The sequence below is a fragment of the Lysobacter sp. BMK333-48F3 genome (assembly GCF_019733395.1).
Classification (GTDB): Bacteria; Pseudomonadota; Gammaproteobacteria; order Xanthomonadales; family Xanthomonadaceae; genus Lysobacter.
The window spans coordinates 3,984,099-4,006,514 of record NZ_JAIHOO010000001.1 but is presented as its reverse complement, the minus strand read 5'-3'; the positions used below and the strand labels follow the sequence as shown (position 1 = coordinate 4,006,514).

Here is a 22,416-nt window from a genome sequence, read left to right as displayed (position 1 = left end):
GCGGGCATTACCGCATCAGTTGAAGTCCAGCACGTACTCGATCGCGAACTCGCGGCCGACCGGGCTGAAGATGCGGTCGGCGATGAAGGCGAAGTCCTTCTTGTACGGGTCCTTGTCTTCGTTGACCCGGTCGAACAGATTGCTGACGTAGACGTTGACGCGCGCCTTTTCGGTCAGCTGGTAGCCCGCGCTGACATTCCAGGTGATCGCCGGTCCGACCCGGCCGTAGTACTTCTTGGTGCTCTGGCCGAAGGTCGGGCTGGCGGCGTCGTTGTCCAGGCAGTTGTCCGAGCTGGGCACGTAGCCGTCGGCGAACGGCAGGCAGCCGTTGAAGCGCACGCTCGGCACGCTGCCGACGCGGTCGGCGTAGACGGTCGCGTTCCACTTGTCGCGCTGCCAGTTGACGCTGCCGCGGAACTTGCTGCGCGGTTCGTCGTTGCGCTTGTCCTGCATCTCCTCGCTGGAGTCGGTGCGGGTCTCGAGCTTGAGCAGGTTGGTGTAGTTCAGGCCGAAGGTGAAATCGCCCCAGCGCTGGGTCGGCAGGCGGTACTTCAACGAAGCGTCAACGCCTTCGACGTTGCGCGCGGCGCGGTTGATCGGGCCGGTGCGGATCTCGGTAACCTGGCCGAGCAGCGGGCCGGCGCCGTCCGGATCGGCGGCGCGGGTCACCCGGCCGATCTGCAGCTTGCAGCGGTCGCCGCTGGGCGCGCTGACCCGCGGCTCGCCGCTCGGAGTCTTGCCGGTCAGGCAGTAGGCTTCGTCGAGCAGCACGTCGTTGGCGCCGACGTCGTCGATTTCGTCCTCCAGTTCGATGCGCCAGTAGTCGGTCGACACCGACAGGCCCTCGGCGATGTCCCAGACGAAGCCGGCGGTCCACGAGTTGCCGGTTTCGTACTTCAGGTCGGGCGTGCCCTGGCGCGAGATTTCGGCGTCTTCGACCTTGAAGCCGGCGTCCCAGGTGCAGTTGCCCTGCTGGCCCGCGCGCAGGCAGTTCAGGTAGTCGGTCTGGTCGGACACCGAGGTGCTCGGGGTCGCGTAGACGAAGTGCATGTCCGGGGCGCGGAAGCTGGTGGCGTAGGTGCCGCGCACCAGCAGGTTGCTGAACGGACGCCATTCCAGGCCGGCGTTGTAGGTCGTGGCGGCATCGCCGGAGACCGCGTCGTACTTGTCGTAGCGCGCGGCCAGCGAAGCGGTCAGCGACTCCAGCAGCGGGATCTTGAACTCGACGCCGGCGGCGTAGTGGTTGCGCGAGCCCGAGCCCAGGTCGATGTTGGCGGTCTGGTCGTACTTCGGATTGGCGCCCAGGGTGTTCGGGTCCGGCGCCAGGCGATAGCCCTGCTTGGCCGCTTCCAACTGCGCGGCGAAGCCGATCGGGCCGGCCCAGCCTTCGAACAGGTCGCCGCTGACGATGAAGTTGGCCGAGGTCAGCCAGGACTCGGCGCGGTTCTTGCCGCGGGTCGAGATCGAGGCGTAGTCCTGCGGCGAGATCGGGTTCCAGAACCGGCTCTGGTCGAGGCGGTCGCGGTTCGGGCCGAGGAAGTAGCGGTCGGCGTCGGCGTAGACGATCGCCGGGAACTTCTCGTCGACCCGGTATTCGGCGCGGCCGATGCTGAAATCCCAGTCGAAACGATCGCCGAACTGGCCGCGCAGGCCGGCCGACACGTCCCAGGACAGTTCGTCGGAATGGGTGTAGCCGCCCTCGGCGCCGCCGATTTCCTGCGGGGTGAAGCGCTTGACCAGGTCGAGGTCGGCGTTGAGGCCGACGTCGCGATAGGTGCCGTTGGAGCTCCACGCCGGCATGAAGGTCATGTTCTCGCCGCGCGAGCTCCACACGCCGATGCTGGCCCAGCCCTGCAGGCCGTTTTCGAAGTCGTAGTTGCCGTAGACGTAACCCGACTTGTCGTCGCTGCCGTTGCGCAGGGTCCAGTGCTGGTAGGCCGCGTTCTGGCCGCACTGCCAGCCGGTGTTGCTGATGGTGTTGGCGTTGCGGTTGTAAGTGCGGCGGTTCTGCAGGAAGAATTCGCCGTTGTACTGATCGCAGGCGCCGGCCGGCGGCATCATGCGCTGGCCGGTGCCGGCGTTGAACATGCGGATGCCGACCGAGGGCAGGATGCCGACCTTGCGGTCCTGCGGGTTCAGCGATTGCGGCGGCGCGTCGAAGTCCGAATCCATGAACGGACGCTCGCCCGCCGGCAGCGCCTCGCGGTGGAACCACTGCAGCGAGTAGGTCACGTTCCAGTTGTCGCCGCTGCGGCCGCCGGCCCAGGACAGGTCCATCTGGTCGCGGCCGCCGCGGGTCGAGGTGCCGCCGCGCAGCTTGACCTGGTCGCCCTGGAATTCCTTCTTCAAGATCACGTTGATCACGCCCGCGACCGCGTCGGAGCCGTAGATCGCCGAAGCGCCGCTGGCCAGCACTTCGATCCGCTCGACGATCGCGGTCGGGATGTTGTTGTAGTTGGCGAAGTTGCTCTTGCCCTGGTACGGCAGCGGGTAGTCGACCACGCGGCGGCCGTTGATCAGCAGCAGGCTGCGGCCCGGGCCCATGTTGCGCAGGTTGAGCGGGCTGGCGTTGACGGTGTGCTGGCCCCAGGCGATGTCGGACTCGACCGTGCCCATCGCTTCGGTCAGCGTGGTCAGCGCGTCGTAGACGGTGGTGAAGCCTTCCTTCTCGATCTGCGCGGCGGTGATGGTGAACACCGGCGCCGGGCCTTCGATCTCGGCGCGCTTGATGCGCGAGCCGGTCACGGTGACCTTGTCGATTTCGGTAGGCTTGCTCGCTTGCGCGCCGGCATCGGCGGCTTCGCCCGTCTGGGCTTGCGCGAGGACGGGCGCGAACAGGATCGACAGCAAAGCGCCGGTCAGCGCGCTGCGTCGCAAGGTGGAATGGCTCATACGCGGTGCTCCCCAAGAGAGAAAGTGGACTGCAAAGGCGACCGTCCCTGGCCCCGGACTGCTTTTCTATCGATCTAAATTCCGGCCTCTACGGGTACAGGAATCCGGAGCGCACCCGAAGCGGCAGACCCAACCCCCAAATTGGATCGATCTAAATTAACCACAACCGACTCGGACCTTGCATGACGCGGCGCAGCAATACCCGTGTGCTAGGTCTCGGTCCGGAACGACGAGTTCCGGCAAACCCTTGTTTTGCCGGACTTGGCCGCAAGCCGGTGTCTCCGGCTCCGTGTGCCGGCCGGCACACGGTCATCCAGCGGTAACCGTTTACTCGCGCGAATCCGTCCCCTGCGCTGTCCGTACCGGGCCGCATCGTCGACAATGAAATCCCGCCCTCGCCTCCGGCACGACGATGAGCGCACTGAGCCCTACTCCGACCGACCAGCTCGGCCGGCTGCTGGACGCGATCGCTGCGCGCAAGGACGACGGCAGCCGTTTCCACTGCCTGGATCTGCGCCCCCAGGCGCCCGACCGGCTTGGCGAGGTCTGCGCCCTGTTGCGGTTGAGCCCGCGCGACTGCGCGCTGCCCCCGGCGCAGCCGCAGACGCCGGACGATCTGCGCCGCTGGCTGCTCAAGCCGATGCGCGGCGCGGCGACCCAGTCCTGGCTCAACGGTGCGCTGTTCGAAGAGTTCGTCGCCCGCCTGGATGCGCTGGCCGGCGCAGCGCCGCGCTGGCGGCGCCTGTCGCGCGATATCCACGCGCCGCTGCGCCCGGCGCTGGGCGCGGTCTGGGACGCCTTCGTCGCCGATGCCGGCGACGAAGGCGCTTGGTTGATCCTGTGCACCTGGGAGGGCGCGGCGGATCCTTTCGCGACGCCGGCCTGAGCCGTTGGCGGTCGCAACGGTCCTCGCACCCTGCCCCGGGTCGGACTCAGAACGCCGCCGGCTCGCCGTCGTCGTCCACGTAACGCCCGCCGATCATCCGCAACAGCTCGCGCAAATCGACGCGCAAGGCCTCGCTCAAGGCGCCGGCACAGAGCACGTGCACGTGATCGGGCTCGAACCACAGTTGCACCGGATCGCCCCAGCGCCGGTTGCGCAACGGCTGCGGAGCGTCGTCCAGCCCAACCTGATCGGGTCCGCCGCGGCCGGCGAAGGTCGGCAGGGACTCGACCTGCAGCAACAGGGCCTCGCGCCGCCGCCGGTAGTCGGCGGGATCGTCGGGCATCGCCCTGTATTCGTAACCCATCGTCCGACGCTCCGGCCGTTTACCCGCGCAGCGCCCGCACCAGCGCCCGCACCCGGGCTTCGTCGCTCTGCACCCAATCCGGCGACAGGCCGGGCAGATCGTCGTTGCGATAGCGCATCGCCGAGCGCCGCGGCGCCTTGGCCGAGGCGTGCACCTGTTCGACGCCGCAACGCTGCGCCGTGGCGACGATGTTGTCGGCGGTGAGTCCGGCCCCGGCCATCAGCGCGATGCGCCCGGCCGCCTGGGCGACCAGCGCGGCGATGCGCTCGGCGCCGGCGACCGCATCGGCGGCGCCGCCCGAAGTCAGGATGCGCTCGCAACCCAGCGCGATCGCCGCTTCCAGCGCTCGCCCCCGGTCGGCCGCGGCGTCGAAGGCGCGATGGAAGGTGACGCCGAGCGGGCCGGCGGCGGCGATCAGCTCCCCGCACGTCTGCGCATCGACTTCGCCGTCGGCGTCGAGCGCGCCGATCACCACCCCGTCGCAGCCCAAGCGCACGCAGGCTTCGACATCGGCGCGCATCGCCGCGCGCTCGTCCGCCGAGTAGAGAAAGTCGCCGGCGCGCGGGCGGATCAGCACGTACAGCGGAATCCGCAGGCGATCGCGCGCGATCGCGATCGCGCCGTAGGACGGCGTGGTGCCGCCCTCGCCGAGGTTCTCGCACAGTTCGACCCGGTCGGCGCCGCCGGCCTGCGCGGCCAGCGCGGAGGCCAGCGAATTGGCCGAAATTTCTAGCAGCTTGGCGCTCATGCCGGCCTCAGGTCTGCTCGGTCGTGTAGACCGAGCGCGCGTCCAGCAGCGCGTCGCGCTTGCCCGCATCGCAGACCGCGTAGACGAAACCGCGGTGCAAGGCGTGCGCGCCGACCTCGCCGTGCTTGTTGATCGCCAGGAAGCAGACCTGCAGGGTCTTGCTGGCCTGCGGGCGCTTGCGCACCACCCGCTCGATCGCCTCGCGGCAGGCCTCGTCCGGGCTGCGGCCCTGGCGCATCAGTTCGACCACCAGGAAGCTGGCGGCGTTGCGCAGCATTTCCTCGCCGACGCCGGAGGCGGTGGCCGCGCCGACTTCGTTGTCCACGTAAAGGCCGGCGCCGACGATCGGGCTGTCGCCGACCCGGCCGCGCAGCTTCCAGGCCATGCCGCTGGTGGTGCAGGCGCCGGCCAGCTTGCCGCTGCGGTCGATGGCCAGGATGCCCAGGGTATCGTGATTGCTCTTGTCGCCAGGCTTGGCGTTGTCCAGCCGTTCGGCGTTGATCAGCGGCTGGTACTTGGACGTCTTGCGCCATTCGTTCCAGGCCGCGCGCGCCTTGTCGGTCAGCAGGGCTTCTTTCGGGAAGCCTTGCTCGAGCGCGAACTGCTGCGCGCCGGCGCCGACCAGCAGCACGTGCGGGGTGCGCTCCATCACCCGCCGCGCCACGCTGACCGGGTGGGCGATGTCTTCCAGCGCCGCGACCGCGCCGCAGCGGCCGTCGCCGTCCATGATGCTGGCGTCCAGGGTCAGCACGCCGTCGCGGTCGGGATTGCCGCAGCGCCCGACGGTGCTGTTGCACAGGTCGGCCTCGGCCCAGCGCGCGCCGGCCTCGACCGCATCGAGCGCGGAACCGCCGGCCGCGAGCACCGGCCAGGCGGCCTGGTTGGCGCCGACGCCGAAGTCCCAGGTCGAAACCACCCGCGCGCCGTCGCCCGGCGCGGCGCGGCCATCCGAAGACGTCGACATCGACGCAGCCGCCGACGACGCAGCCGGCAAGGCGGTCGCGGCGGCGGCAAGCAAGGACTGTTGCAGGAAACGGCGGCGTGAGGTCATGTGAGCGATCGGGCGAAAGCGCGTAGCGCGGGCCGCCGCCACGCTAGCGGCCGCCGCACGCCCGCGCAAGCGCGCGCGCCCCTGCGCCGCTGCCGTTCGCAGCGGCGGCGTGAGCGCGGCCTGCACTCCCTGCAAGCGCAAGTTCGACGATTTTCGACGCCGTTACGCATCGTCCCGTCGCTGCGACGCGCCGCCGTTGCGGCTCGCGCCGGCAGCCGGCGCCTCATTGGCAACGACGTCGCCGGCGGGCGCGACCGGACAGCGCCCGTGCCGTCCGCCGCAGCGCGGCGGCCCGACGGCCCAGCGGCCCAGTGGTATCGCCGGCGCAACATGCCCGGCTTGGCCGCCGCGCGTCATCGCCCGCGTTCGCTAGCAGGTGACCGCTCGCGGTCCGCTCCCCCGCTTCGGCGCCGCCTGCCAGCGCCGTTGACCCTGCGACAAGGAAGATGTCCCCATGCCACGGACTTCCGCGACGAAGCCGGCAGGACCGCATACGCCGATGATCGGCGACTCCGAGCCGATCCAGGCGATCCGGCGTCTGCTGCGTCGCTACGCCGGCTGCAACGCGCCGATCCTGATCGAAGGCGAGACCGGCACCGGCAAGGAACTGGCCGCGCGCGAGGTCCATTACGCCAGCGCGCGCCACCTGGGGCCGTTCGTACCGGTCAACTGCGGCGCCCTGCCCGACGCCTTGCTGGAATCGGAACTGTTCGGCCACCGCCGCGGCGCCTTCACCGATGCGCGCACCAGCGAGCCGGGCCTGGTCGAGTACGCGCGCGGCGGCACCTTGTTCCTGGACGAGATCGACTCGCTGTCGGCGCGCGCCCAGACCATCCTGCTGCGCCTGTTGCAGAACGGCGAGTTCCGCGCGCTCGGCGAACGGCCCTTGCGTTCGGCCGACGTGCGCATCGTCGCCGCGACCAACGCCTCGCTGCCCGCGGCGGTCGAGGCCGGCCGGTTCCGCAGCGATCTGCTGTACCGCCTGGACGCCCTGCATGTAGCGCTGCCGCCGTTGCGCGAGCGCGGCGAGGACCTGGTCCTGCTCGCCCGGCATCTGTTGCAGCGGACCCTGCGCGAACACGACATGCCGCCGCGCGAATGGAGCGCGCAGGCCCTGCAGGCGCTGGCCCGGCATTCCTGGCCCGGCAACGTGCGCGAACTGGAGAACGTGATCCTGCGCGCCTGCCTGCGCTCGGACCGGCCGCAGATCGGCGCCGACGAACTCGGGCTGGCCGCGGCGGCGGCCGACGACGCCGCCGCGAGCGCGCCGGCCGCGCCCGGCATCGACGACGTCCGCGATCTCGGCTACGCCGGCGCCAAGCGCCGCGCGATCCTGGCCTTCGAACGCAGCTATCTGATCGGCCTGATGCAACAAGCCAACGGCAACATCAGCCACGCCGCGGAAATCTCCCGCACCGAGCGCCGCCACCTGGGCAAGCTGCTCAAGCGCCACGGCCTGCACGCCGACCGCGCCCGCACCGCCTGAGCGGTTCGCCCGTTCTCCCGCCCCAGCGCCCCGCTCGCGCCGCGCGCAAGCGCGCCGTCTGTCTTCATATCTCCTAACGCTACTCCTGCTTCCCGCAGTCGTTCCTCCGCACTCGTTGTTCTCCGCTCTTTCCTCTCCACTAGCCTGCACCGCACCCACCCACCGGGTGCGTCCGCACCCGCACGGCGTCACAGCGCGCATCGCCGGCCGCTGCGACGCCAATGCGGCGCAGGCGCAATTCCCCATCGATTCACCCACTTGCGGCCGAACCCGGACGACCCGCGCCGGCGCGGCGAGGTTGGCACGGCGATTGCTTTCTTTATCTGCGTCGGGGCCGACCCGGTCGAGGCAGGGAGCCGCACAGATGACCACGCCGCAGCGTTCGCAAGACGGCGATGCCGAGATCCAGGCCGCGGTGCTCGGCTACATCGGCGCCCATCCCCATGCCGCCGACACGCTCGACGGCATCGCCCGTTGGTGGCTGCCGCAGCAGCGCTACGTCACCGCGCAAGCGCGCATCCAGGCCGCGCTGGAACGGTTGGTGGCCGACGGCAGCCTGCAACTGCGCCGCCTGCCCGACGGCACCGCTTTGTATTCGCTCGGCCGCGCATCGGCGCCGCCCGCCCCCTGATTCCACGAACCAGCAAGGAGAATGGTCATGCCAGCTGCGCTCACCTACCCGGGAGTCTACGTCGAGGAGATTCCCAGCGGCGTCCGCACCATCACCGGGGTCGCGACCTCGATCACCGCCTTCGTCGGCCGCGCCCTGCGCGGGCCGGTCGACCGGGCCGTGGTGATCAACGGCTTCGGCGACTTCGAGCGGCGCTTCGGCGGGCTGTGGCTGCAAAGCCAGCTCGGCTATGCGGTGCGCGATTTCTTCCTCAACGGCGGCAGCCAGGCGATCATCGTGCGCCTGTACGGCTCCAGCTTCGCCAGCCCGGAAGCCGAGGCCGCGGCCAACGCGGTCGCCGACGCCACCGACGGCAGCGACGCCGCCGATGCGGCGGCCAAGGCCAAGACCAAGGCCGACACCTACGCCAACGAACCGGAGAAGAGCGCCGCCGCCGCGGTCGCCGCGGCGGCCAAGGCCGCCTCGCTGCTGCCGAACGCGACGCCGCTGTCGGTGCACAAGGCGGCCAAGGCCGCGGTGGTGCCGGCGCGCGCGCCGCTGACGATCGGCGAACTGCAACTGGAGGCCGCCTACGAAGGCGCCTGGGGCGGCAAGCTGCGCGGCCGGACCGAGGCCTCGGCCAACGCCGAAGTGGCCCAGGCCTTCGGCGTGCAGCCCTCGGACCTGTTCAATCTGACCGTGCGCGACGCCCGCCCCGGCGGCGCCAGCGAAACTTATCTCAATGTCACCGTGGTCGAGAGCCCACGCCGCATCGACCGCGTGCTGCAGGCCGAATCGGCCCTGGTCCGGGTCCAGGGCGATCTGCCGCCGTCGGTCAGCGCCGGCACCGACGCGGTCACCGCCGCGGAAGACGAAGTCGCTGCCGCCAAGGCCGCGCTCGACGCCAAGATCAAGGCCGGCGCCTCCGAGCAGGAGATCGCCGCCGCGCGCGACGCCTGGAACGCCAAGCGCGACGCCCTGGCTGCCAAGTACGCCGAAGCCGACAAGGCCGCTTCCGACGGCCGCCACCTGCGCGCGCTGGACTTCCTGCCCGACCAGGGGCTGGAGCAGAAGAAGGGCCTGTACGCGCTGGAGCAGGCGGACCTGTTCAACCTGCTGTGCATCCCGCCGTACAAAAGCGACGACGGCGCCAACTTCGACGCCGAACCGATCGTGCTCTCGGCCGCGACCGCCTATTGCGAGCGCCGCCGCGCCTTCCACCTGATCGATCCGCCCAGCGCCTGGAACACCAAGGAAGCGGCGATCGCCGGGCTGGACGCGGTCGCCGACCCGAAGAGCCGCAACGCGGCGATCTTCTTCCCGCGCCTGCGCCAGCCCAACCTGCTGCGCGACAACAGCCTGGAGAACTTCGCTCCCTGCGGCGCGGTCGCCGGCATCTTCGCCCGCACCGATGCCGCGCGCGGCGTGTGGAAGGCGCCGGCCGGACTGGATGCGTCGCTGGTCGGCGTACCCCAGCTGTCGGTGCCGTTGACCGATGCCGAGAACGGCGAGCTCAACCCGCTCGGCATCAACTGCCTGCGCGCGATGCCGGTCAGCGGCCGGGTGGTGTGGGGCGCGCGCACCTTGCGCGGCGCCGACCAACTCGCGGACGAATACAAGTACACGCCGGTGCGGCGCACCGCCTTGTTCATCGAGGAAAGCCTGTTCCGCGGCCTGAAGTGGGTGGTGTTCGAGCCCAACGACGAACCGCTGTGGGCGCAGATCCGCCTCAACGTCGGCGCGTTCATGAACAACCTGTTCCGCCAGGGCGCGTTCCAGGGCAGCTCCGCGCGCGACGCCTACTTCGTCCGCTGCGACAAGGACACCACTACCCAGAACGACATCAATCTCGGCGTGGTCAACGTCGTGGTCGGCTTCGCGCCGCTGAAACCGGCCGAGTTCGTGGTCCTGCGCATCCAGCAGATCGCCGGCCAGATCGACGTCTGAGTCTTCTCATCCACGCCTCAGGAGCATCCCATGGCCCAGTTCACCGTCAATGCGCAGCGCTTCGACCCGTACAAGAACTTCAAGTTCCGGGTCAAGTGGGACAACAAATACGTCGCCGGCATCAGCAAGGTCAGTGCGCTCAAGCGCACCACCGAAGTGGTCAAGCACCGCGAAGGCGGCGACCCCAGCAGCAGCCGCAAATCGCCTGGCCGCACCGAGTTCGACGCCATCACCCTCGAGCGCGGCGTGACCCACGACAAAGAGTTCGAGCAGTGGGCCAACAAGGTCTGGAACTTCGGCGCCGGCCTGGGCGCGGAAACCGCGCTCAAGGACTTCCGCAAGGACCTGATCATCGAGGTCTACAACGAAGCCGGCCAACTCGCCATCGCCTACCGCGTCTACCGCTGCTGGGTATCCGAGTTCCAGGCCCTGCCCGACCTGGATTCCAACGCCAACGCGGTGGCGATCCAACGGATCAAGCTCGAGAACGAGGGCTGGGAGCGCGACGTCGACGTGGTCGAACCGGCCGAACCGAGCTTCACGGAGCCGGCATGAGCTGCGACGGCGCGCCGACGGCCGTAGCGCAGACGCCCGCCGAGGGCCTGGTCGAGGCCTTGCTGCGGGCCTGGGAGTGCGCCCACGCGGCGTCGGCCGCCGAGCGCGCGCTGCACCTGCTCGCGGCGGTCTGGCCGCAGTACGACCGCAGCTACTGGAGCCGGCTCGCGCTCGGCGATCGCGACGCCTGCCTGTTGTTGTTGCAGCAGGGCTTGTTCGGCGGCCAACTGCGCACGGTCGCCGCCTGCCCGGCCTGCGGCGAACGCCTGGAGAGCGGCTTCCGCGCCGACGAGCTCTGCCCTCTGCCAAGCCGGCTGCCGACGCCGCCGGAGCCGGCCTGGCTGGCGCATCGCCGCTATCGGATCGAGTACCGGCCGCCGTGCAGCGACGACGTGATCGACCTGGATCCGCGGCGCAGCGCCGAAGAAAACGTCGCCCGGTTGCTGCAACGCTGCGTGCTCAGCGCCCGCGACGGCGACGCGCCGGTCGCGGTCGACACCCTGCCGGCGACGCTGCGCAAACGGCTGATCGCGGCGATGGCCGAACTCGACCCGCAAGCGGACCTGCAACTGACAATCGCCTGCCCGGCTTGCCAGCACCGCTGGCAAGCCGCGCTCGACGTCGCCGGCTACCTGTGGGAAGAGCTGGACGATTGGGCCCAGGACCTGTTGAGCGAAGTCCATGTCCTGGCCCGCCACTACGCCTGGAGCGAGCGCGACATCCTCGCCATGACGCCGGTGCGGCGCCGCTTCTATCTCGACCTGGTGCAGGCATGAGCGCCCCCGTCGGCCCGCGCCGCGCCGCCGATGCCGTCGCCGACGGCTTTCTCGGCCGGCTGGTCGCCCGCGCCCGGCACGAGGCGCCGTTGCTGAGCCGGCGCCGGCCGTCGCTGTTCGAGCCGCGCCCGGGCTCCAGCGCGGCGAGCGAGTCGATCGAAACGATCGCGACCGAGGCGCCTGCCGCCGTGCCGGCACGCAACGAACCGACGCGGCGCGAAGACGCAGCTCCGGCCTCCCGGGCCACCGCTGCGGCAACGGCGATCGCAGGCGAAAGTCAGACGCCCGCACTGGCCGCACCGTCCTGGCCGGCGCCGGTCTTCGCATCGACGCCGGCGTCGCCTGCATTCGCCACGGCGGTTCGCAACGCGCCCCCGATCGGCGAGCACGCCGCGATCCAGGCGCTCGAGCGCGGCATCGGCGCCGTCGAGGCCGGCCCGGCCACTACCGCCCTGCCGGCCCCAGCCTGGCAAAGCCCCGGCGCGCCGCTGCCGGAGCGCCGCGATCCGGCGATCCGGCACGAGCGCATTGAACGCGTCGAACGCAGCGAGCGGATCGAACGTATCGAACGCGCCGCGCGGATCGAACAGGTGCCGCAAACGATCCAGACCGGCGCCGCGCCCGCATCGCTCGCGACCTTGCGCGCCGCCGCGCACGGCGACGGCGTCCTGCGCGAATCGACCGCGGCTCCGGCCGCGCTCGCGCTGCCGCCGCGCCTGCCGGCCGCGCGCGCGCCGGCGCCGACCCAGCCGACAGTGGCCAGCCCGGGCCGTGCGGCCGCGATGGCGCCGGCAGCGGCGATCCCGGCGCCGGTGCAAGTCAGCATCGGCCGCCTGGAAGTCCGCGCGGTCGCCGCCGCACCGATCGCGACCGCGCCCAAGCCGGGCGCGCGCGAACCCCGGCTCGCGCTCGAGGACTACCTGCGCCAGCGCCACGGAGGCCGCTCATGAGCAATGCCCTGGCCATCGGTGCGGTCACCGCCGGACTCAAGGACCTGATCGGCAACGGCCTGCTCGGCCTGGATCTGTCGGCGATCGGCAGCGTCAGCGTCAGCGCGCTGCCCCCGGACCGCATCACCACCGGCCAGACCGAGCCCAACCAGCTCAATCTGTTTCTCTATCAGGTCACCCCGAACACCGGCTGGAGCAATCAGCAATTGCCGGCGCGCGACGGCAGCGGCCAGCGCAGCGGACGCCCGCCGCTGGCGCTGGACCTCCACTACCTGCTCACCGCCTATGGCGCCCAGGACCTCGCCGCCGAGGCGCTGCTCGGCCTGGGCATGCAGTTCCTGCACGAAACCCCGGCCTTGAGCCGCGAACAGCTTCGCGTCGTGCTCGGACCGCCGACGCCGCCGTTCGGCGAGTTCTCCGCGCTGAGCCTGGCCGATCAGGTCGAGTGGCTGAAGATCACGCCCAAATACCTCAGCACCGAAGAGTTGACCAAGCTGTGGACCGCGATGCAGGCGCGCTATCGCCCGTCCATGGCCTACCAGGTGTCGGTGGTGTTGATCGAGTCCGACGCCTCGGCGCGCAGCGCCTTGCCGGTGCTCAAACGCGGCGCCGACGATCGCGGGCCCACCGCGATGGCCGCGGGAGCGCCGCGCCTGTACGGCATCGCACCGGCCGCCTCCGACCTGCTGCCGGCCGCGCGCCTGGGCGACGTACTGCGTCTGCGCGGCGAACGCCTGGGCGCGGCCTTCGGCCTGGCGGTGTTCGAGTCCCCGCGCGGCGCGATGCGCCAGACCCTGGCCGCCGACGCCGGCGACGTCGCCGGCGCCTTGCTGGTTGCCCTGCCTGAAGTCGCCGAGGCCGGCGCGGTATCGGACTGGTGCATCGGCCAGTATGCGGTGCGGCTGCGCAACGACCCGCCGCCCGGACATCCGCCGGTGTACAGCAATCCGGTGGCGCTGGCGCTGGCGCCGCTGATCGAAGTCGCGCCGCTGGCCGCGGCGGCCGGCGAACTGCTGCTGACCGTGCGCTGCCGGCCGCGCCTGCTGCCCGCGCAGCACGACGGCGTGCGCCTGCTGTTCGGCGATCTGGAAGTGCGCGCCGCCAGCATCGATACGCCGGCCGATCCGGCCGAGCCGACCACGCTCGAATTCGCCGTCGCCGACGCGGTCGCCGGCAGCTATCCGGTGCGGCTGCGCGTGGACGGCCTGGACAGCATCGTCGCCGTCGCCGCCGCGGACGGCTACGTCTTCGATCCGCAACAGACCGTGGTGGTGTCATGACCCGTCTCGACCAGCCCAGCGAAGAAACGCTGCGCGCCGCCGACGAAGCGCAGCGCTGGAACCAGGCCAACCAGACCTATCTGGCGGCGTCGCTGCATTGGTTGCGCCTGCGCCTGCAGCGCATGGCGGCGACGCCGCAGGCCGGCGAGCGCGCCAATGCGCGCTGGTTCGCGCGTCCCGCGCCGGCCTCCGAATCCGCCGCGGCGGCGATCCCCTCGGCGGCCGAGGAGGCCGAAGCCGCGGCGGCGCGGGTCCGGGCCGCGCAATGCGATCCCGCACCGGCCTTGCCGTTGCTGGGCGAACGCCTCGGTCTGGCGCCGTTCGAAACCGACGTACTGCTGCTGTGCGTGGCGATGGAATTGGACCCGGCGCTGCCGGGGCTGATCGCCGCGGTGCAAGGTACGCCGCATCCGAGCTTCGCCCTGGCCTTGCGCCTGTTCGAGCAACCCTCGTGGGACGCGCTGGCGGCGCAACGGCCGCTGCGCTATCTGCGCCTGATCGAGATCAACCAGCCCGGCGCGACCCCGTTGACCGCGGCCGCACTGCGCGCCGACGAGCGCGTGGTCGGTTATGCCAAAGGTTTGAACCTGCTCGACGCGCGCCTGGACGGGCTGGTGCGCGACTGCCCGGCGCCGCCGCCGATCGCGCCGTCGCAGCAGGCCCAGGCCGAGCGCATCGTGTCGGCCTTGCAAGCCCATGGCGCCGAACGGCGCGACGAACGTACCGATCCCGGCCCGCTGCCCTTGCTGCAATTGCTCGGCGGCGACCCCGGCAGCCGCTTGGCGATCGCCGCCCATGCTTGCGCACAGATCGGCTGCCGCCTGTATGTCTTGCCGGCGCAATCCTTGCCGAGCGCGCGCAGCGAGTTGGAGACCCTGGCGCGGCTGTGGTATCGCGAAAGCCTGCTGTTGCCGGTGGCCCTGTACCTGGAGGCCGACGACGTCGACATCGATGCCGGCGAAGCCGCCGCAGCGCTGCGCACCCTGCTCGCCCAGCCGCTGGGCCTGGCCTTCGTCGGCCTGCCGGCCTCGCCCCTGCAGTTGCAGGTTCCCCAATGGACGCTGGAAGCGCCGATGCCGAGCGCCGCGGAGCAGCATGCGGCCTGGAGCCAGGCGCTGCCGGACGGACTGGCCGAGCGCGAACGCCGCGCCGAAGCGCTGTCGGGCCACTTCCGCCTCAACCTGCAGCAGATCCACGACGTCGCCGCCGGCCTGCGCTTGCGCGGCGGCGACGCCTGGGAGGTCTGCCGCGACCTGTCGCTGGCGCGGTTGGACACGCTGGCCCAGCGCCTGGAACCCAAATCGAGTTGGGACGACCTGGTCCTGGGCGACGAAGCGCTCGGCCTGCTGCGCCAGATCGTCGGGCAAGTGCACGAGCGCCACCGCGTGTACCAGCAATGGGGCTACGCCGAGCGGATGAACCGCGGCCTCGGCCTCAGCGCCCTGTTCGCCGGCGAAAGCGGCACCGGCAAGACCCTGGCCGCCGAAGTCATCGCCCGCGAGCTGCGCCTGCATCTGTACCGGATCGACCTGTCGTCGGTGGTCAGCAAGTACATCGGCGAGACCGAGAAGAACCTGCGCCGGGTGTTCGACGCCGCCGAGCAAGGCGGCGCGATCCTGTTCTTCGACGAGGCCGACGCCTTGTTCGGCAAGCGCAGCGAGGTCAAGGACAGCCACGACCGCTACGCCAATATCGAGATCAACTACCTGCTGCAGCGGATGGAGGCCTTCTCCGGCCTGGCCATCCTCGCCACCAACATGAAGTCCGCGCTCGACGGCGCGTTCCTGCGCCGGCTGCGCTTCGTGGTGAACTTCCAGTTCCCCGGCCCGGCCGAGCGCGCGCGCATCTGGCGCAACGCGCTGGCTCCGGGGGTGCCGCGCGAGGCCCTGGACTACGAGCGGCTGGCGCGCTTCGGCCTGTCCGGCGGCAACATCCACAGCATCGCCCTCAACGCCGCGTTCGCCGCGGCCCAGACCGGAACGGCAGTGTCGATGCCGCTGCTGCTGACCTGCCTGCGCACCGAACTGCGCAAGCTCGGCAAGCCGGTCAACGAAAGCGAATTCGCCCCGGTGGGCACGCGGAGGGCCGGATGAGCCTGCACTTGCACATCGAACGGGTGATCGTGCACGGCCTGCCCGGCGGCGAGGCGCAACGGCGCCAGTTCGCCGAAGCGCTGTCCGGCGAACTGACCCGATTGCTCGGCCCCACCGCCGGCCGCACGGCCGCTCCGGCGCGAACCGCGCCGGCGGCGGCCACGACCGGCGGCGCCGCCGGACTGGCCCGTGCGGTGGCCGGCTCGGTCGTCGCGACCTTGAGCCGCGAGATCCGTCGATGAGCAAGACGCCCTCGGCCGCCAGCGCGCTCGCACCGGCACCGGCCCCGACCGGCATGCTCGCGCGCCGCTGCGAATGCGGCAACCACACCATCGCCGGCGCCACTTGCGCGCACTGCGCACAGTCGTCCGCGAATGCCGCCACCTCTGCGCCTGCCGCCATCGGCGCAGCCTCGGGCGCGGACGCGGGCCCGGCGTCGCCCCTGGCGCGGGCATCGACCTTGGCCGCGGTGCCGGCGCGGCCCGCACCGGCGCGTCTGCCCGTCGCAACGCGCCCGCCCGCACGCCGCCGCGCCTCGGCGCCGCTCGCCGCGATGGTGCTGCCGCAACGCATCGACGCCGCGCCCGGACACGAAGGCGAAGCCGACCGCATCGCCGACGCGGCGCTGCAACGGCTGTCCCTGCCGGCCGCATCCGCCCCGGCCGGCGCCGAACCGCTCGCCGAGGCCGCTCCGATCGCCGAACTCGGTACCGGGCGACCGCTGACGGCCTCGCTGCGCGCCGCGTTCGAACGCGCCTTCGGCTGGGAGTTTTCCGGCGTGCGCGTACACAGCGACGGCGCCGCGCATGCCGCCGCGCGCCGTCTCGGCGCGCGCGCCTTCGCCTTCGCCCGCAACCTGGTGTTCGGCGACAAGGTCGCCGACCCGGAGGCCGGCGAACACCGCCATCTGCTAGCGCACGAATTGACCCACGTCGTCCAGCAAGACCTCGGCGCCGGTGCGGCGCCGGCGCGTTCAGGCCTGTCGCAACAGGTCGCCGCCGCGCCGATGCTCGCCCAGGCCGCGCCGCTGGTGACCAATGTCGCGACTTCAGCCGCCGAACTCGGCGTCGGCGGCACCGACATCACCGCCACCGCCACCGTCGCCGGCCGCACCACGCTGGCCTGGAGCATCAACCCCGGCGGCGTGGCGCCGGCCGGCGTTTCGGTGATCGGCGGCGGTCGCCGGGTGCGGATCCGCGCGGTTCAGCCCGCGCCGGGCACGGTGGTCGGCGGCGCAGCGCTGACCATCCGCGCGGCGGTGTCGGGCACGCCCGCCGACAACGCCGACTCGGCCGCGGTCCGGCTGGTGCAGGTCACCTCCGCCACCTACGCCGCCAATCCGGCGCTGGCGGCGGTGCCGTCGCTGATTCCCGGCGCCGCCCCGGCTGGCACCGCCGAACCGAACCGCGACGGCATCAACGGCAACAGCGCGACCGTCAACGCGGTCACCGCGCCGGGCGCGCGGCCGGTGCGCGTCACCCTGCGCCGCGCGCTCGGCGCGCGCGTGGCCGGCAACGTCATCACTCCCGGCGCGCAGACCGGCGATATCCGCGTGCGCATCACCGACACCGCCACCGGAGCGCGGCTCAACGAAACCCAGCCGGTGGCGGCACCGGTGGCCGGAGCGTCCGGGCTGATGTCGGAGCTCACCGTCAACGCAGTACCGACCCGGGTCAGCGCGCTGGCTTTCGCCGGCGGCGCGGGCCCCTACGGCGTGCGCAACCGGATCACCTTCCAGTCTTCCGACGCGGCGCACCCGCCGCTGACCCGCATCGTCGGCGAGCTGATCACCCTCAATCGCAACGATTTCAATCTCGGCCCGGTCAATCCGCCGATCGGCTTCAACCCCGCCTTCGTCCTCGCCCTGGCGGTACCGGCCAATGCCTGGGTCGATCAGCTGGTCACGCCGACCGCTCTGCCCAATGTCGGCGACGGCCGCCCGGCGATCGACGTCAACCGCTTCGTCGGCCCCGGCGTGCCGCAGCTGCCGCGCTTCTGGAATTTCCGCCAGCGCTTCCAGTACTCGTCCTGGCGCGGCGCCGGCGCGGTGGTCAGCCGCACCTTCGCCGACGGCGTGCACGAGCGCTCGCTGCGCGGCTCGCAGGCGGCGGGTTTCCAGTTCCGCACCGACCACCGTTTCGGCGGCGTGGCCGCGCCACCGCGCAACGATCCCTATGCCGGCAATCCGCTGATCGTGTTCAGTGCGGTGACCGCGACGCCCAACGCCGCCGGCGCCACCGCGCTGGCCGCGGACGGCGCCGCCACCGCGCGCCTGACCGTCGCCTCCAGCGTCGCTGCACGCAGCGCGCGCTGGAACGTCCTTTCCGGCGACGTCGTCATCACCGCCGGCAATCCGGCGGCGCTGCCGGCCGCGGCGACCTTGCGCGCCGGCGTCCAGGCGGGCCGCTTCCGCCTGCGCGCCGCCGACACCATTTTCCCCAACCGTCGCGCCGACGGCCGAGTGCGGGTCGCCGCGGTGCGCCTGCGCAACATGCGCGCCGCACCGAGCCCGGTACCGGTCGGAACGCTCAGCTCGGTGGTCACTCTCAATGCCGAACCGGGCGGACGCAACATCGTGTTCACCGTCGATCCGGCCGCCGCCGCAGCCGGCGTGACGGTCGCGCTCAACGCCAATCCGCCCGGCGTGGCGGTCGCGGCGACGGTGACCCGGCCGGCGGCATTCACCGGCGTCGTCACGGTCACCGCGCGCGATTCGGTGCTGGCCGCGCGCACCGCCACCACCAGGATCCGCTTCCGATGAGCGCACACGACGAACAGCGCGAGACCTGGCAGACCTTCGACGCGCACGGGCGGCGCGTTCGGGCCGGCCTGCGGCTGGACGGATCGACGCCGCTGCTGGCGGGAGCGCCGATCGGCCTGACGTTCTCGATCGAGCTCGAAGGCGCGCAGCGCCTGTACCTGGCCGTGGCCGGCGACCGCGGCCGGCAGCGCCCGGCCGGGTTCGTCTTCGTCGCGAAGCTCGACGAAGCCGACGCGCCGCTGCCAGATCCCTTGCACGGCGTGCCCGACAGCGGCGGCCCGCTCGGCCTGGTCGAGATCGGTGCCGAGACGCCTTGGCGCCAGCCCTTGCTGCTGAACCAGTTCGTGGCCCTGGAGGAGGGCCTGCGCCTGATCCCTCCGGGCGAGCGCCGGACCCTGCGCCTGAGCTGCCGCAAGTCGCTCGAACTGGGCCCGAGCGAAGCGGCCGCATTGGATCCGACGAATGCGACGAGCGTGGAGTTGAGCCTGTCGTTCGCGCTGGAGCGCGACGACGAGGCACTCGCCGGGATCGCGGCCGGTCTGGCCGCAACGGTGAGCGACGGGCCGATCGAAGAGCGCGAAACGGCGCTGCTGCGCTTGCTCGGCATGCGCGCGGCCGCGCGCGAGCAATTGCGCGCGCTGACCCGGCATCGCCAGTTCTCGGTCGCCGAACGCGCCCGGCTCGCGCTGGACGCCCTGGAGTCGGTGTCGTGAGCGCGCGCCGCTCGTGCCCGGCGCTGCGCTGCGTGGCCCGATCGGTCCACAACGACGCCGCCATCGTGGAGGCCGCCTGATGGAACGCGCCTGCGCCGAGGCTCTGCTGCGCCCGCCGTCCGCGGCGACGGCCAGCCCGTATGCCTTGCGTCCTGGCGTCGAACAGGCGCCGGAACCTTTGCCGCCCATCGCCGAATTCGGATCGCGGGATTTTTCCCGGATCGATTCCGGAGTCCACCTGCCCGCACCGCCCAAGCCGTATCAGCTCGCCTTGTCCAGCGACTTGGGCCGGCGCATGCCGCGGCAGAAACCGTCGTTGCAGCTTCCGGATCTGCATCGGCCGCGGGTGCGCGGTCTGCATGGCAATCCGGGACCCAAGTTGTCGCTGCTGCAAAACCTTCCCGCAGCTTTCTCCACGTTCTCGCAGTTGCGGTGGAGCGACAGGCACCGCGCCAGTCGGATGCCGGATCCTCGCATGCAGTGGATCAAAGACTTGTTCGAGGGGCGGGCCAAGCTCGTTCCCGGCATAGGCAAGGCTCTCCAACACATGACCCTGGAACGCGATCTTCCGACCGATCCGTTTGGCACGTTCGAAGATCCAGGTTTCAGGGAGGTAGAGGTGGGCGGACATAAACTGCAGGAGGATCCGAACGATTCAGGTCAATTCGACATCGACATCCTGCGGCCGGAACTGAAATTCCCGATCGGTCGATTCGGCGATCTACGCCCGCGCGGTGGGCCGTCTCGCCCAGATGGCCCGCTGCAGCACGGCGACCCCAGCGGAGGGCGCGATGGAACGCCATAACGGCCAGCGCGAGCTGCGGGTCAAGAACTCGGTCGCGATGGCGCGCGCCGCGAGCGCGCACGGCGACCACGTCCATCACACGCCGCAACCGCTGCCGCGCGCAAGACCATCGTTCGCCCAGACCGATTTCGCCGGCGTGAGCGCCTCCCCGGTCGCCGCCGCCACGACGGCATCGCCGCTGGCCGGCCGCGCCGATCCGAACGACAGCCTGACCCTGCCCGACATTCCGCCAGTGACTCTGCAGCCGCCGTCGCTGCTGACCCCGCGTCCGGGCCCGCACCTGACCCTGTTGCCGCCGCTGCGTCTGCCGCCGATGCCGAGCATGACGGCCCCGCCTGCCGTACCGCTGTTCCCGACCGTGCCGCCGCCATCCTTGCTGCCTTCGCAACTGCCGGCGCAAGCGCCGCCGGGACCGATGCCGCCGCAGGTCGGACGCGAATGGAGCGGCTGGCGCTACACGCCCGACGACCCGTATTCGCGCGTCGACTGGCTCGGCATCGGTCGCGCCTACAGCGCCCGCGGCCGCTATCCGAGTTTGCGCGACAGCGACTCCTTCGCCGCGGAAGCGCAACGCTCGGCGGCCTTGATGCGGACCCTCGGCATCCCCCAGCGCCTGCACCTGGGCCCGCTCAACCTGGACCTGCTCAACCTCGGCCTGGGCCTGCAGGCCGGCCAGCTCAACGCACGCGAGAACCCCAACTTCATGGACCGCATGCAGCAGGAATGGAAATGGCAGAACCCCGGCGAGTTCGCGATCCCGCCGATTCCTTTTTTCAACAGAAGCTTCTGAGTGCGCCGATGGAACGCCAAGGCCTCGACCGCAGCCCGCTCCGAGCCGCCCCGGCGGCGAATCCGTTCGCGCCGCCGCTGCGCGATACCCAGGAAACGCCGGTCGAGCCGCCGCAGCCCTACATTCCGTTGCCGCGCAGCCAGATCCAGTCCGATCCGATCGATGGGCGCTTGCCGCCGTTGGCGCCGCCGACGTTGTTCGGCGGACGCCGCTTCGCCCCTTCGCTGTCGCTGGTGCCGCCGTTGCAGTTGCCGCGGCTGCCGGCGGTCGCGCCGGCGCCCGCCGCGAAAGACGCGCTGCCGGAGGGGCCGGTGCCGTTGCCGCCTTTACGTCTGCCGGCGGATTTCCTGCGCCCGGCGCCGGGCCCGGATCCCAACGCGCTGATCGACTGGCGCAGCATCCGCCAGCACTACAACCTGCGCGGCGTCCCGTTCGGCGCCGGCGACGGCGACTCGTTCGTCGCCGAGTACCGCCGCATCGACCAGATGTACCGCACGCTCGGCTTCGACCGCGACATGCGCCTGGGCCCGTTCAAGCTCGACCGCAACTCGATCATCAACCTCGGCCTGGGCATGCAGGCCGAACACATGACCTCGCGCGATTCCCCCAACTTCATGGATCGCGACGCGGCCATGCGCAAGCTCTTCTATCCCGACGAGAAGCGGTTCGTCTTTTCGTTCCCATCGATCCGCTTCTAGAGCCGGAGACAGCCAGCATGAGCGGATACCCACGATCTCCCAAACTGTTGCGCGGCGGCCTGGTCCTGCTGGACCCGGTCAGCGGCAACGTGCTGCGCATCATCGGACTGCAGTACAACCCGGACACGATGACCCGCAGCCTGCAGATCAAGGGCATCGGCGCCGAGTCCGGCGACCGCAGCGAGGCGCTGCGGCTGAAAGGCCCTCCGGCGGAAACCATCAAGCTCGAGGCCGAGATCGACGCCACCGACGCGCTGGAGACCGGACATCCCGCGCCCGCCGCGACCGGGCTGCATCCGCAACTGGCGGCCCTGGAGGCGCTGGCCTATCCGCGCAGCGCCGAGCTGTTCGCCGCCAACGCGGCCGCCGCCTCGGGTTCGCTGGAGATCGCCCCGGCGCTGGCGCCGTTGTCGGTGTTCGTGTTCGGACCGAACCGGATCGTGCCGGTGCGCATCGCCGAGCTGAGCATCACCGAGGAATCCTTCGACATCCAGCTCAACCCGATCCGGGCCAAGCTCAGCCTGGGTCTGCGCGTGCTGAGCGTCGACGACATCGGCTTCGAGAGCAAGGGCGGCGGGCTGTTCATGAGCTATCTGCAGCACAAGGAGCGGTTGTCGGCCTTGGCCGCGTCCGCCGACCTCCGCCTGCTCGGGCTGTTCGGCCCGCTTTGATCGCAAGGACCCCGTCATGGCCAATTACGACTTCCCGCCGAGCAGCCGCTACTACGCGATCGCGCTGTCGATGCGCACCGCCGAGGACGGCACCGTGCAACCCTATCTGCAGCGGCGCTTCCTGCCCCCGATCGACGGCTTCGTCACCCTGCGCCTGCACACAGTGGTCGAGGGCGAGCGCCCGGACCACATCGCCGCCCACGAACTCGGCGACCCCGAGGCGTTCTGGCGCCTGTGCGACGCCAACGGATCGATGCATCCCGACGAGCTGACCGACCGCACCGGCGAGACGGTGCGGGTGACCCTGCCCGACGGCGTGCCGCCGCCGGCTCGGGAGTGA

The 22,416-nt window shown here is 71.2% G+C and carries 21 protein-coding genes; 17 read left to right on the top strand and 4 right to left on the bottom strand.

From position 1 onward, the window contains the following. Positions 1 to 15 precede the first annotated feature (15 nt). Positions 16 to 2,892, bottom strand: coding sequence for a TonB-dependent receptor (locus K4L06_RS17390; RefSeq protein WP_221672591.1), 2,877 nt, complete (start codon positions 2,890 to 2,892; stop codon positions 16 to 18). A 412-nt stretch (positions 2,893 to 3,304) separates the two neighbouring features. Between K4L06_RS17390 and K4L06_RS17385 the strand changes: the two genes are divergently transcribed. After that, entirely contained in the window at positions 3,305 to 3,778 is a 474-nt protein-coding gene (locus K4L06_RS17385) for a hypothetical protein (RefSeq protein WP_221672590.1), read from the top strand. 46 nt (positions 3,779 to 3,824) lie between these two features. Here K4L06_RS17385 and K4L06_RS17380 read toward each other — a convergent pair whose 3' ends face one another. The 3 genes from K4L06_RS17380 to K4L06_RS17370 are packed head-to-tail and all read right to left on the bottom strand — an operon-like array spanning position 3,825 to position 5,941. Further along, positions 3,825 to 4,121, bottom strand: a complete 297-nt coding sequence (locus tag K4L06_RS17380) for a hypothetical protein (RefSeq protein WP_221672589.1) — start codon at positions 4,119 to 4,121, stop codon at positions 3,825 to 3,827. 40 nt (positions 4,122 to 4,161) lie between these two features. Then, positions 4,162 to 4,890, bottom strand: coding sequence for a copper homeostasis protein CutC (locus K4L06_RS17375; protein ID WP_221672588.1), 729 nt, complete (start codon positions 4,888 to 4,890; stop codon positions 4,162 to 4,164). Positions 4,891 to 4,897: 7 nt separating this feature from the next. Continuing rightward, positions 4,898 to 5,941 (bottom strand): N(4)-(beta-N-acetylglucosaminyl)-L-asparaginase, encoded by a 1,044-nt coding sequence (locus K4L06_RS17370; RefSeq protein WP_221672587.1) that lies wholly within the window; start codon positions 5,939 to 5,941, stop codon positions 4,898 to 4,900. Between the two features lie 499 nt (positions 5,942 to 6,440). On the opposite strand from K4L06_RS17370, the gene K4L06_RS17365 reads away from it, so the two are divergent. From K4L06_RS17365 to K4L06_RS17290, 16 genes are all read left to right on the top strand, one after another. Beyond that, the gene (locus tag K4L06_RS17365; RefSeq protein ID WP_221672586.1) at positions 6,441 to 7,427 is read left to right on the top strand and encodes a sigma-54 dependent transcriptional regulator; all 987 of its coding nucleotides are present in this window, start codon (positions 6,441 to 6,443) and stop codon (positions 7,425 to 7,427) included. A gap of 364 nt (positions 7,428 to 7,791) precedes the next feature. Further along, positions 7,792 to 8,058 carry a hypothetical protein gene (locus tag K4L06_RS17360; RefSeq protein WP_221672585.1) on the top strand — a complete coding sequence of 89 codons (267 nt, stop codon included), beginning with the start codon at positions 7,792 to 7,794 and terminating at the stop codon, positions 8,056 to 8,058. A 27-nt stretch (positions 8,059 to 8,085) separates the two neighbouring features. Continuing rightward, the gene (locus K4L06_RS17355) at positions 8,086 to 9,984 is read left to right on the top strand and encodes a phage tail sheath C-terminal domain-containing protein (protein WP_221672584.1); all 1,899 of its coding nucleotides are present in this window, start codon (positions 8,086 to 8,088) and stop codon (positions 9,982 to 9,984) included. Between the two features lie 30 nt (positions 9,985 to 10,014). After that, complete coding sequence (locus K4L06_RS17350; RefSeq protein ID WP_221672583.1) at positions 10,015 to 10,539, top strand: phage tail protein; 525 nt, start codon at positions 10,015 to 10,017, stop codon at positions 10,537 to 10,539. Then, entirely contained in the window at positions 10,536 to 11,315 is a 780-nt protein-coding gene (locus tag K4L06_RS17345) for a hypothetical protein (RefSeq protein WP_221672582.1), read from the top strand. Before K4L06_RS17350 ends, K4L06_RS17345 begins: the two co-directional genes overlap by 4 nt. Further along, a complete protein-coding gene (locus K4L06_RS17340; protein ID WP_221672581.1) occupies positions 11,312 to 12,265 on the top strand; it encodes a hypothetical protein in 954 nt (317 codons plus the stop codon). Before K4L06_RS17345 ends, K4L06_RS17340 begins: the two co-directional genes overlap by 4 nt. Beyond that, positions 12,262 to 13,545, top strand: a complete 1,284-nt coding sequence (locus K4L06_RS17335; protein WP_221672580.1) for a DUF4255 domain-containing protein — start codon at positions 12,262 to 12,264, stop codon at positions 13,543 to 13,545. The genes K4L06_RS17340 and K4L06_RS17335 overlap by 4 nt, the downstream gene beginning before the upstream one ends. Continuing rightward, positions 13,542 to 15,638, top strand: coding sequence for an ATP-binding protein (locus tag K4L06_RS17330; RefSeq protein ID WP_221672579.1), 2,097 nt, complete (start codon positions 13,542 to 13,544; stop codon positions 15,636 to 15,638). Before K4L06_RS17335 ends, K4L06_RS17330 begins: the two co-directional genes overlap by 4 nt. Then, complete coding sequence (locus K4L06_RS17325; protein WP_221672578.1) at positions 15,635 to 15,880, top strand: hypothetical protein; 246 nt, start codon at positions 15,635 to 15,637, stop codon at positions 15,878 to 15,880. Before K4L06_RS17330 ends, K4L06_RS17325 begins: the two co-directional genes overlap by 4 nt. A 311-nt stretch (positions 15,881 to 16,191) precedes the next feature. Next, positions 16,192 to 18,399: a DUF4157 domain-containing protein gene (locus tag K4L06_RS17320; protein WP_221672577.1), complete on the top strand. Its 2,208-nt coding sequence runs from the start codon at positions 16,192 to 16,194 to the stop codon at positions 18,397 to 18,399. Continuing rightward, positions 18,396 to 19,112, top strand: coding sequence for a hypothetical protein (locus tag K4L06_RS17315; RefSeq protein ID WP_221672576.1), 717 nt, complete (start codon positions 18,396 to 18,398; stop codon positions 19,110 to 19,112). The genes K4L06_RS17320 and K4L06_RS17315 overlap by 4 nt, the downstream gene beginning before the upstream one ends. Positions 19,113 to 19,191: 79 nt before the next feature. Beyond that, a complete protein-coding gene (locus tag K4L06_RS17310; protein WP_221672575.1) occupies positions 19,192 to 19,917 on the top strand; it encodes a hypothetical protein in 726 nt (241 codons plus the stop codon). Then, the gene (locus K4L06_RS17305) at positions 19,904 to 20,707 is read left to right on the top strand and encodes a hypothetical protein (protein WP_221672574.1); all 804 of its coding nucleotides are present in this window, start codon (positions 19,904 to 19,906) and stop codon (positions 20,705 to 20,707) included. Before K4L06_RS17310 ends, K4L06_RS17305 begins: the two co-directional genes overlap by 14 nt. An 8-nt stretch (positions 20,708 to 20,715) precedes the next feature. Continuing rightward, positions 20,716 to 21,405, top strand: a complete 690-nt coding sequence (locus K4L06_RS17300; RefSeq protein ID WP_221672573.1) for a hypothetical protein — start codon at positions 20,716 to 20,718, stop codon at positions 21,403 to 21,405. Between the two features lie 17 nt (positions 21,406 to 21,422). Next, positions 21,423 to 22,076 (top strand): hypothetical protein, encoded by a 654-nt coding sequence (locus tag K4L06_RS17295; protein ID WP_221672572.1) that lies wholly within the window; start codon positions 21,423 to 21,425, stop codon positions 22,074 to 22,076. A gap of 16 nt (positions 22,077 to 22,092) precedes the next feature. Beyond that, entirely contained in the window at positions 22,093 to 22,416 is a 324-nt protein-coding gene (locus K4L06_RS17290) for a LysM domain-containing protein (protein ID WP_221672571.1), read from the top strand.

Coding starts and splice junctions, on each gene's coding strand:
- K4L06_RS17390 (WP_221672591.1), bottom strand. CDS start 2,892: ATGAGCCATTCCACCTTGCGACGCAGCGCGCTGACCGGCGCTTTGCTG.
- K4L06_RS17385 (WP_221672590.1), top strand. CDS start 3,305: ATGAGCGCACTGAGCCCTACTCCGACCGACCAGCTCGGCCGGCTGCTG.
- K4L06_RS17380 (WP_221672589.1), bottom strand. CDS start 4,121: ATGCCCGACGATCCCGCCGACTACCGGCGGCGGCGCGAGGCCCTGTTG.
- K4L06_RS17375 (WP_221672588.1), bottom strand. CDS start 4,890: ATGAGCGCCAAGCTGCTAGAAATTTCGGCCAATTCGCTGGCCTCCGCG.
- K4L06_RS17370 (WP_221672587.1), bottom strand. CDS start 5,941: ATGACCTCACGCCGCCGTTTCCTGCAACAGTCCTTGCTTGCCGCCGCC.
- K4L06_RS17365 (WP_221672586.1), top strand. CDS start 6,441: ATGATCGGCGACTCCGAGCCGATCCAGGCGATCCGGCGTCTGCTGCGT.
- K4L06_RS17360 (WP_221672585.1), top strand. CDS start 7,792: ATGACCACGCCGCAGCGTTCGCAAGACGGCGATGCCGAGATCCAGGCC.
- K4L06_RS17355 (WP_221672584.1), top strand. CDS start 8,086: ATGCCAGCTGCGCTCACCTACCCGGGAGTCTACGTCGAGGAGATTCCC.
- K4L06_RS17350 (WP_221672583.1), top strand. CDS start 10,015: ATGGCCCAGTTCACCGTCAATGCGCAGCGCTTCGACCCGTACAAGAAC.
- K4L06_RS17345 (WP_221672582.1), top strand. CDS start 10,536: ATGAGCTGCGACGGCGCGCCGACGGCCGTAGCGCAGACGCCCGCCGAG.
- K4L06_RS17340 (WP_221672581.1), top strand. CDS start 11,312: ATGAGCGCCCCCGTCGGCCCGCGCCGCGCCGCCGATGCCGTCGCCGAC.
- K4L06_RS17335 (WP_221672580.1), top strand. CDS start 12,262: ATGAGCAATGCCCTGGCCATCGGTGCGGTCACCGCCGGACTCAAGGAC.
- K4L06_RS17330 (WP_221672579.1), top strand. CDS start 13,542: ATGACCCGTCTCGACCAGCCCAGCGAAGAAACGCTGCGCGCCGCCGAC.
- K4L06_RS17325 (WP_221672578.1), top strand. CDS start 15,635: ATGAGCCTGCACTTGCACATCGAACGGGTGATCGTGCACGGCCTGCCC.
- K4L06_RS17320 (WP_221672577.1), top strand. CDS start 16,192: ATGGTGCTGCCGCAACGCATCGACGCCGCGCCCGGACACGAAGGCGAA.
- K4L06_RS17315 (WP_221672576.1), top strand. CDS start 18,396: ATGAGCGCACACGACGAACAGCGCGAGACCTGGCAGACCTTCGACGCG.
- K4L06_RS17310 (WP_221672575.1), top strand. CDS start 19,192: ATGGAACGCGCCTGCGCCGAGGCTCTGCTGCGCCCGCCGTCCGCGGCG.
- K4L06_RS17305 (WP_221672574.1), top strand. CDS start 19,904: ATGGAACGCCATAACGGCCAGCGCGAGCTGCGGGTCAAGAACTCGGTC.
- K4L06_RS17300 (WP_221672573.1), top strand. CDS start 20,716: ATGGAACGCCAAGGCCTCGACCGCAGCCCGCTCCGAGCCGCCCCGGCG.
- K4L06_RS17295 (WP_221672572.1), top strand. CDS start 21,423: ATGAGCGGATACCCACGATCTCCCAAACTGTTGCGCGGCGGCCTGGTC.
- K4L06_RS17290 (WP_221672571.1), top strand. CDS start 22,093: ATGGCCAATTACGACTTCCCGCCGAGCAGCCGCTACTACGCGATCGCG.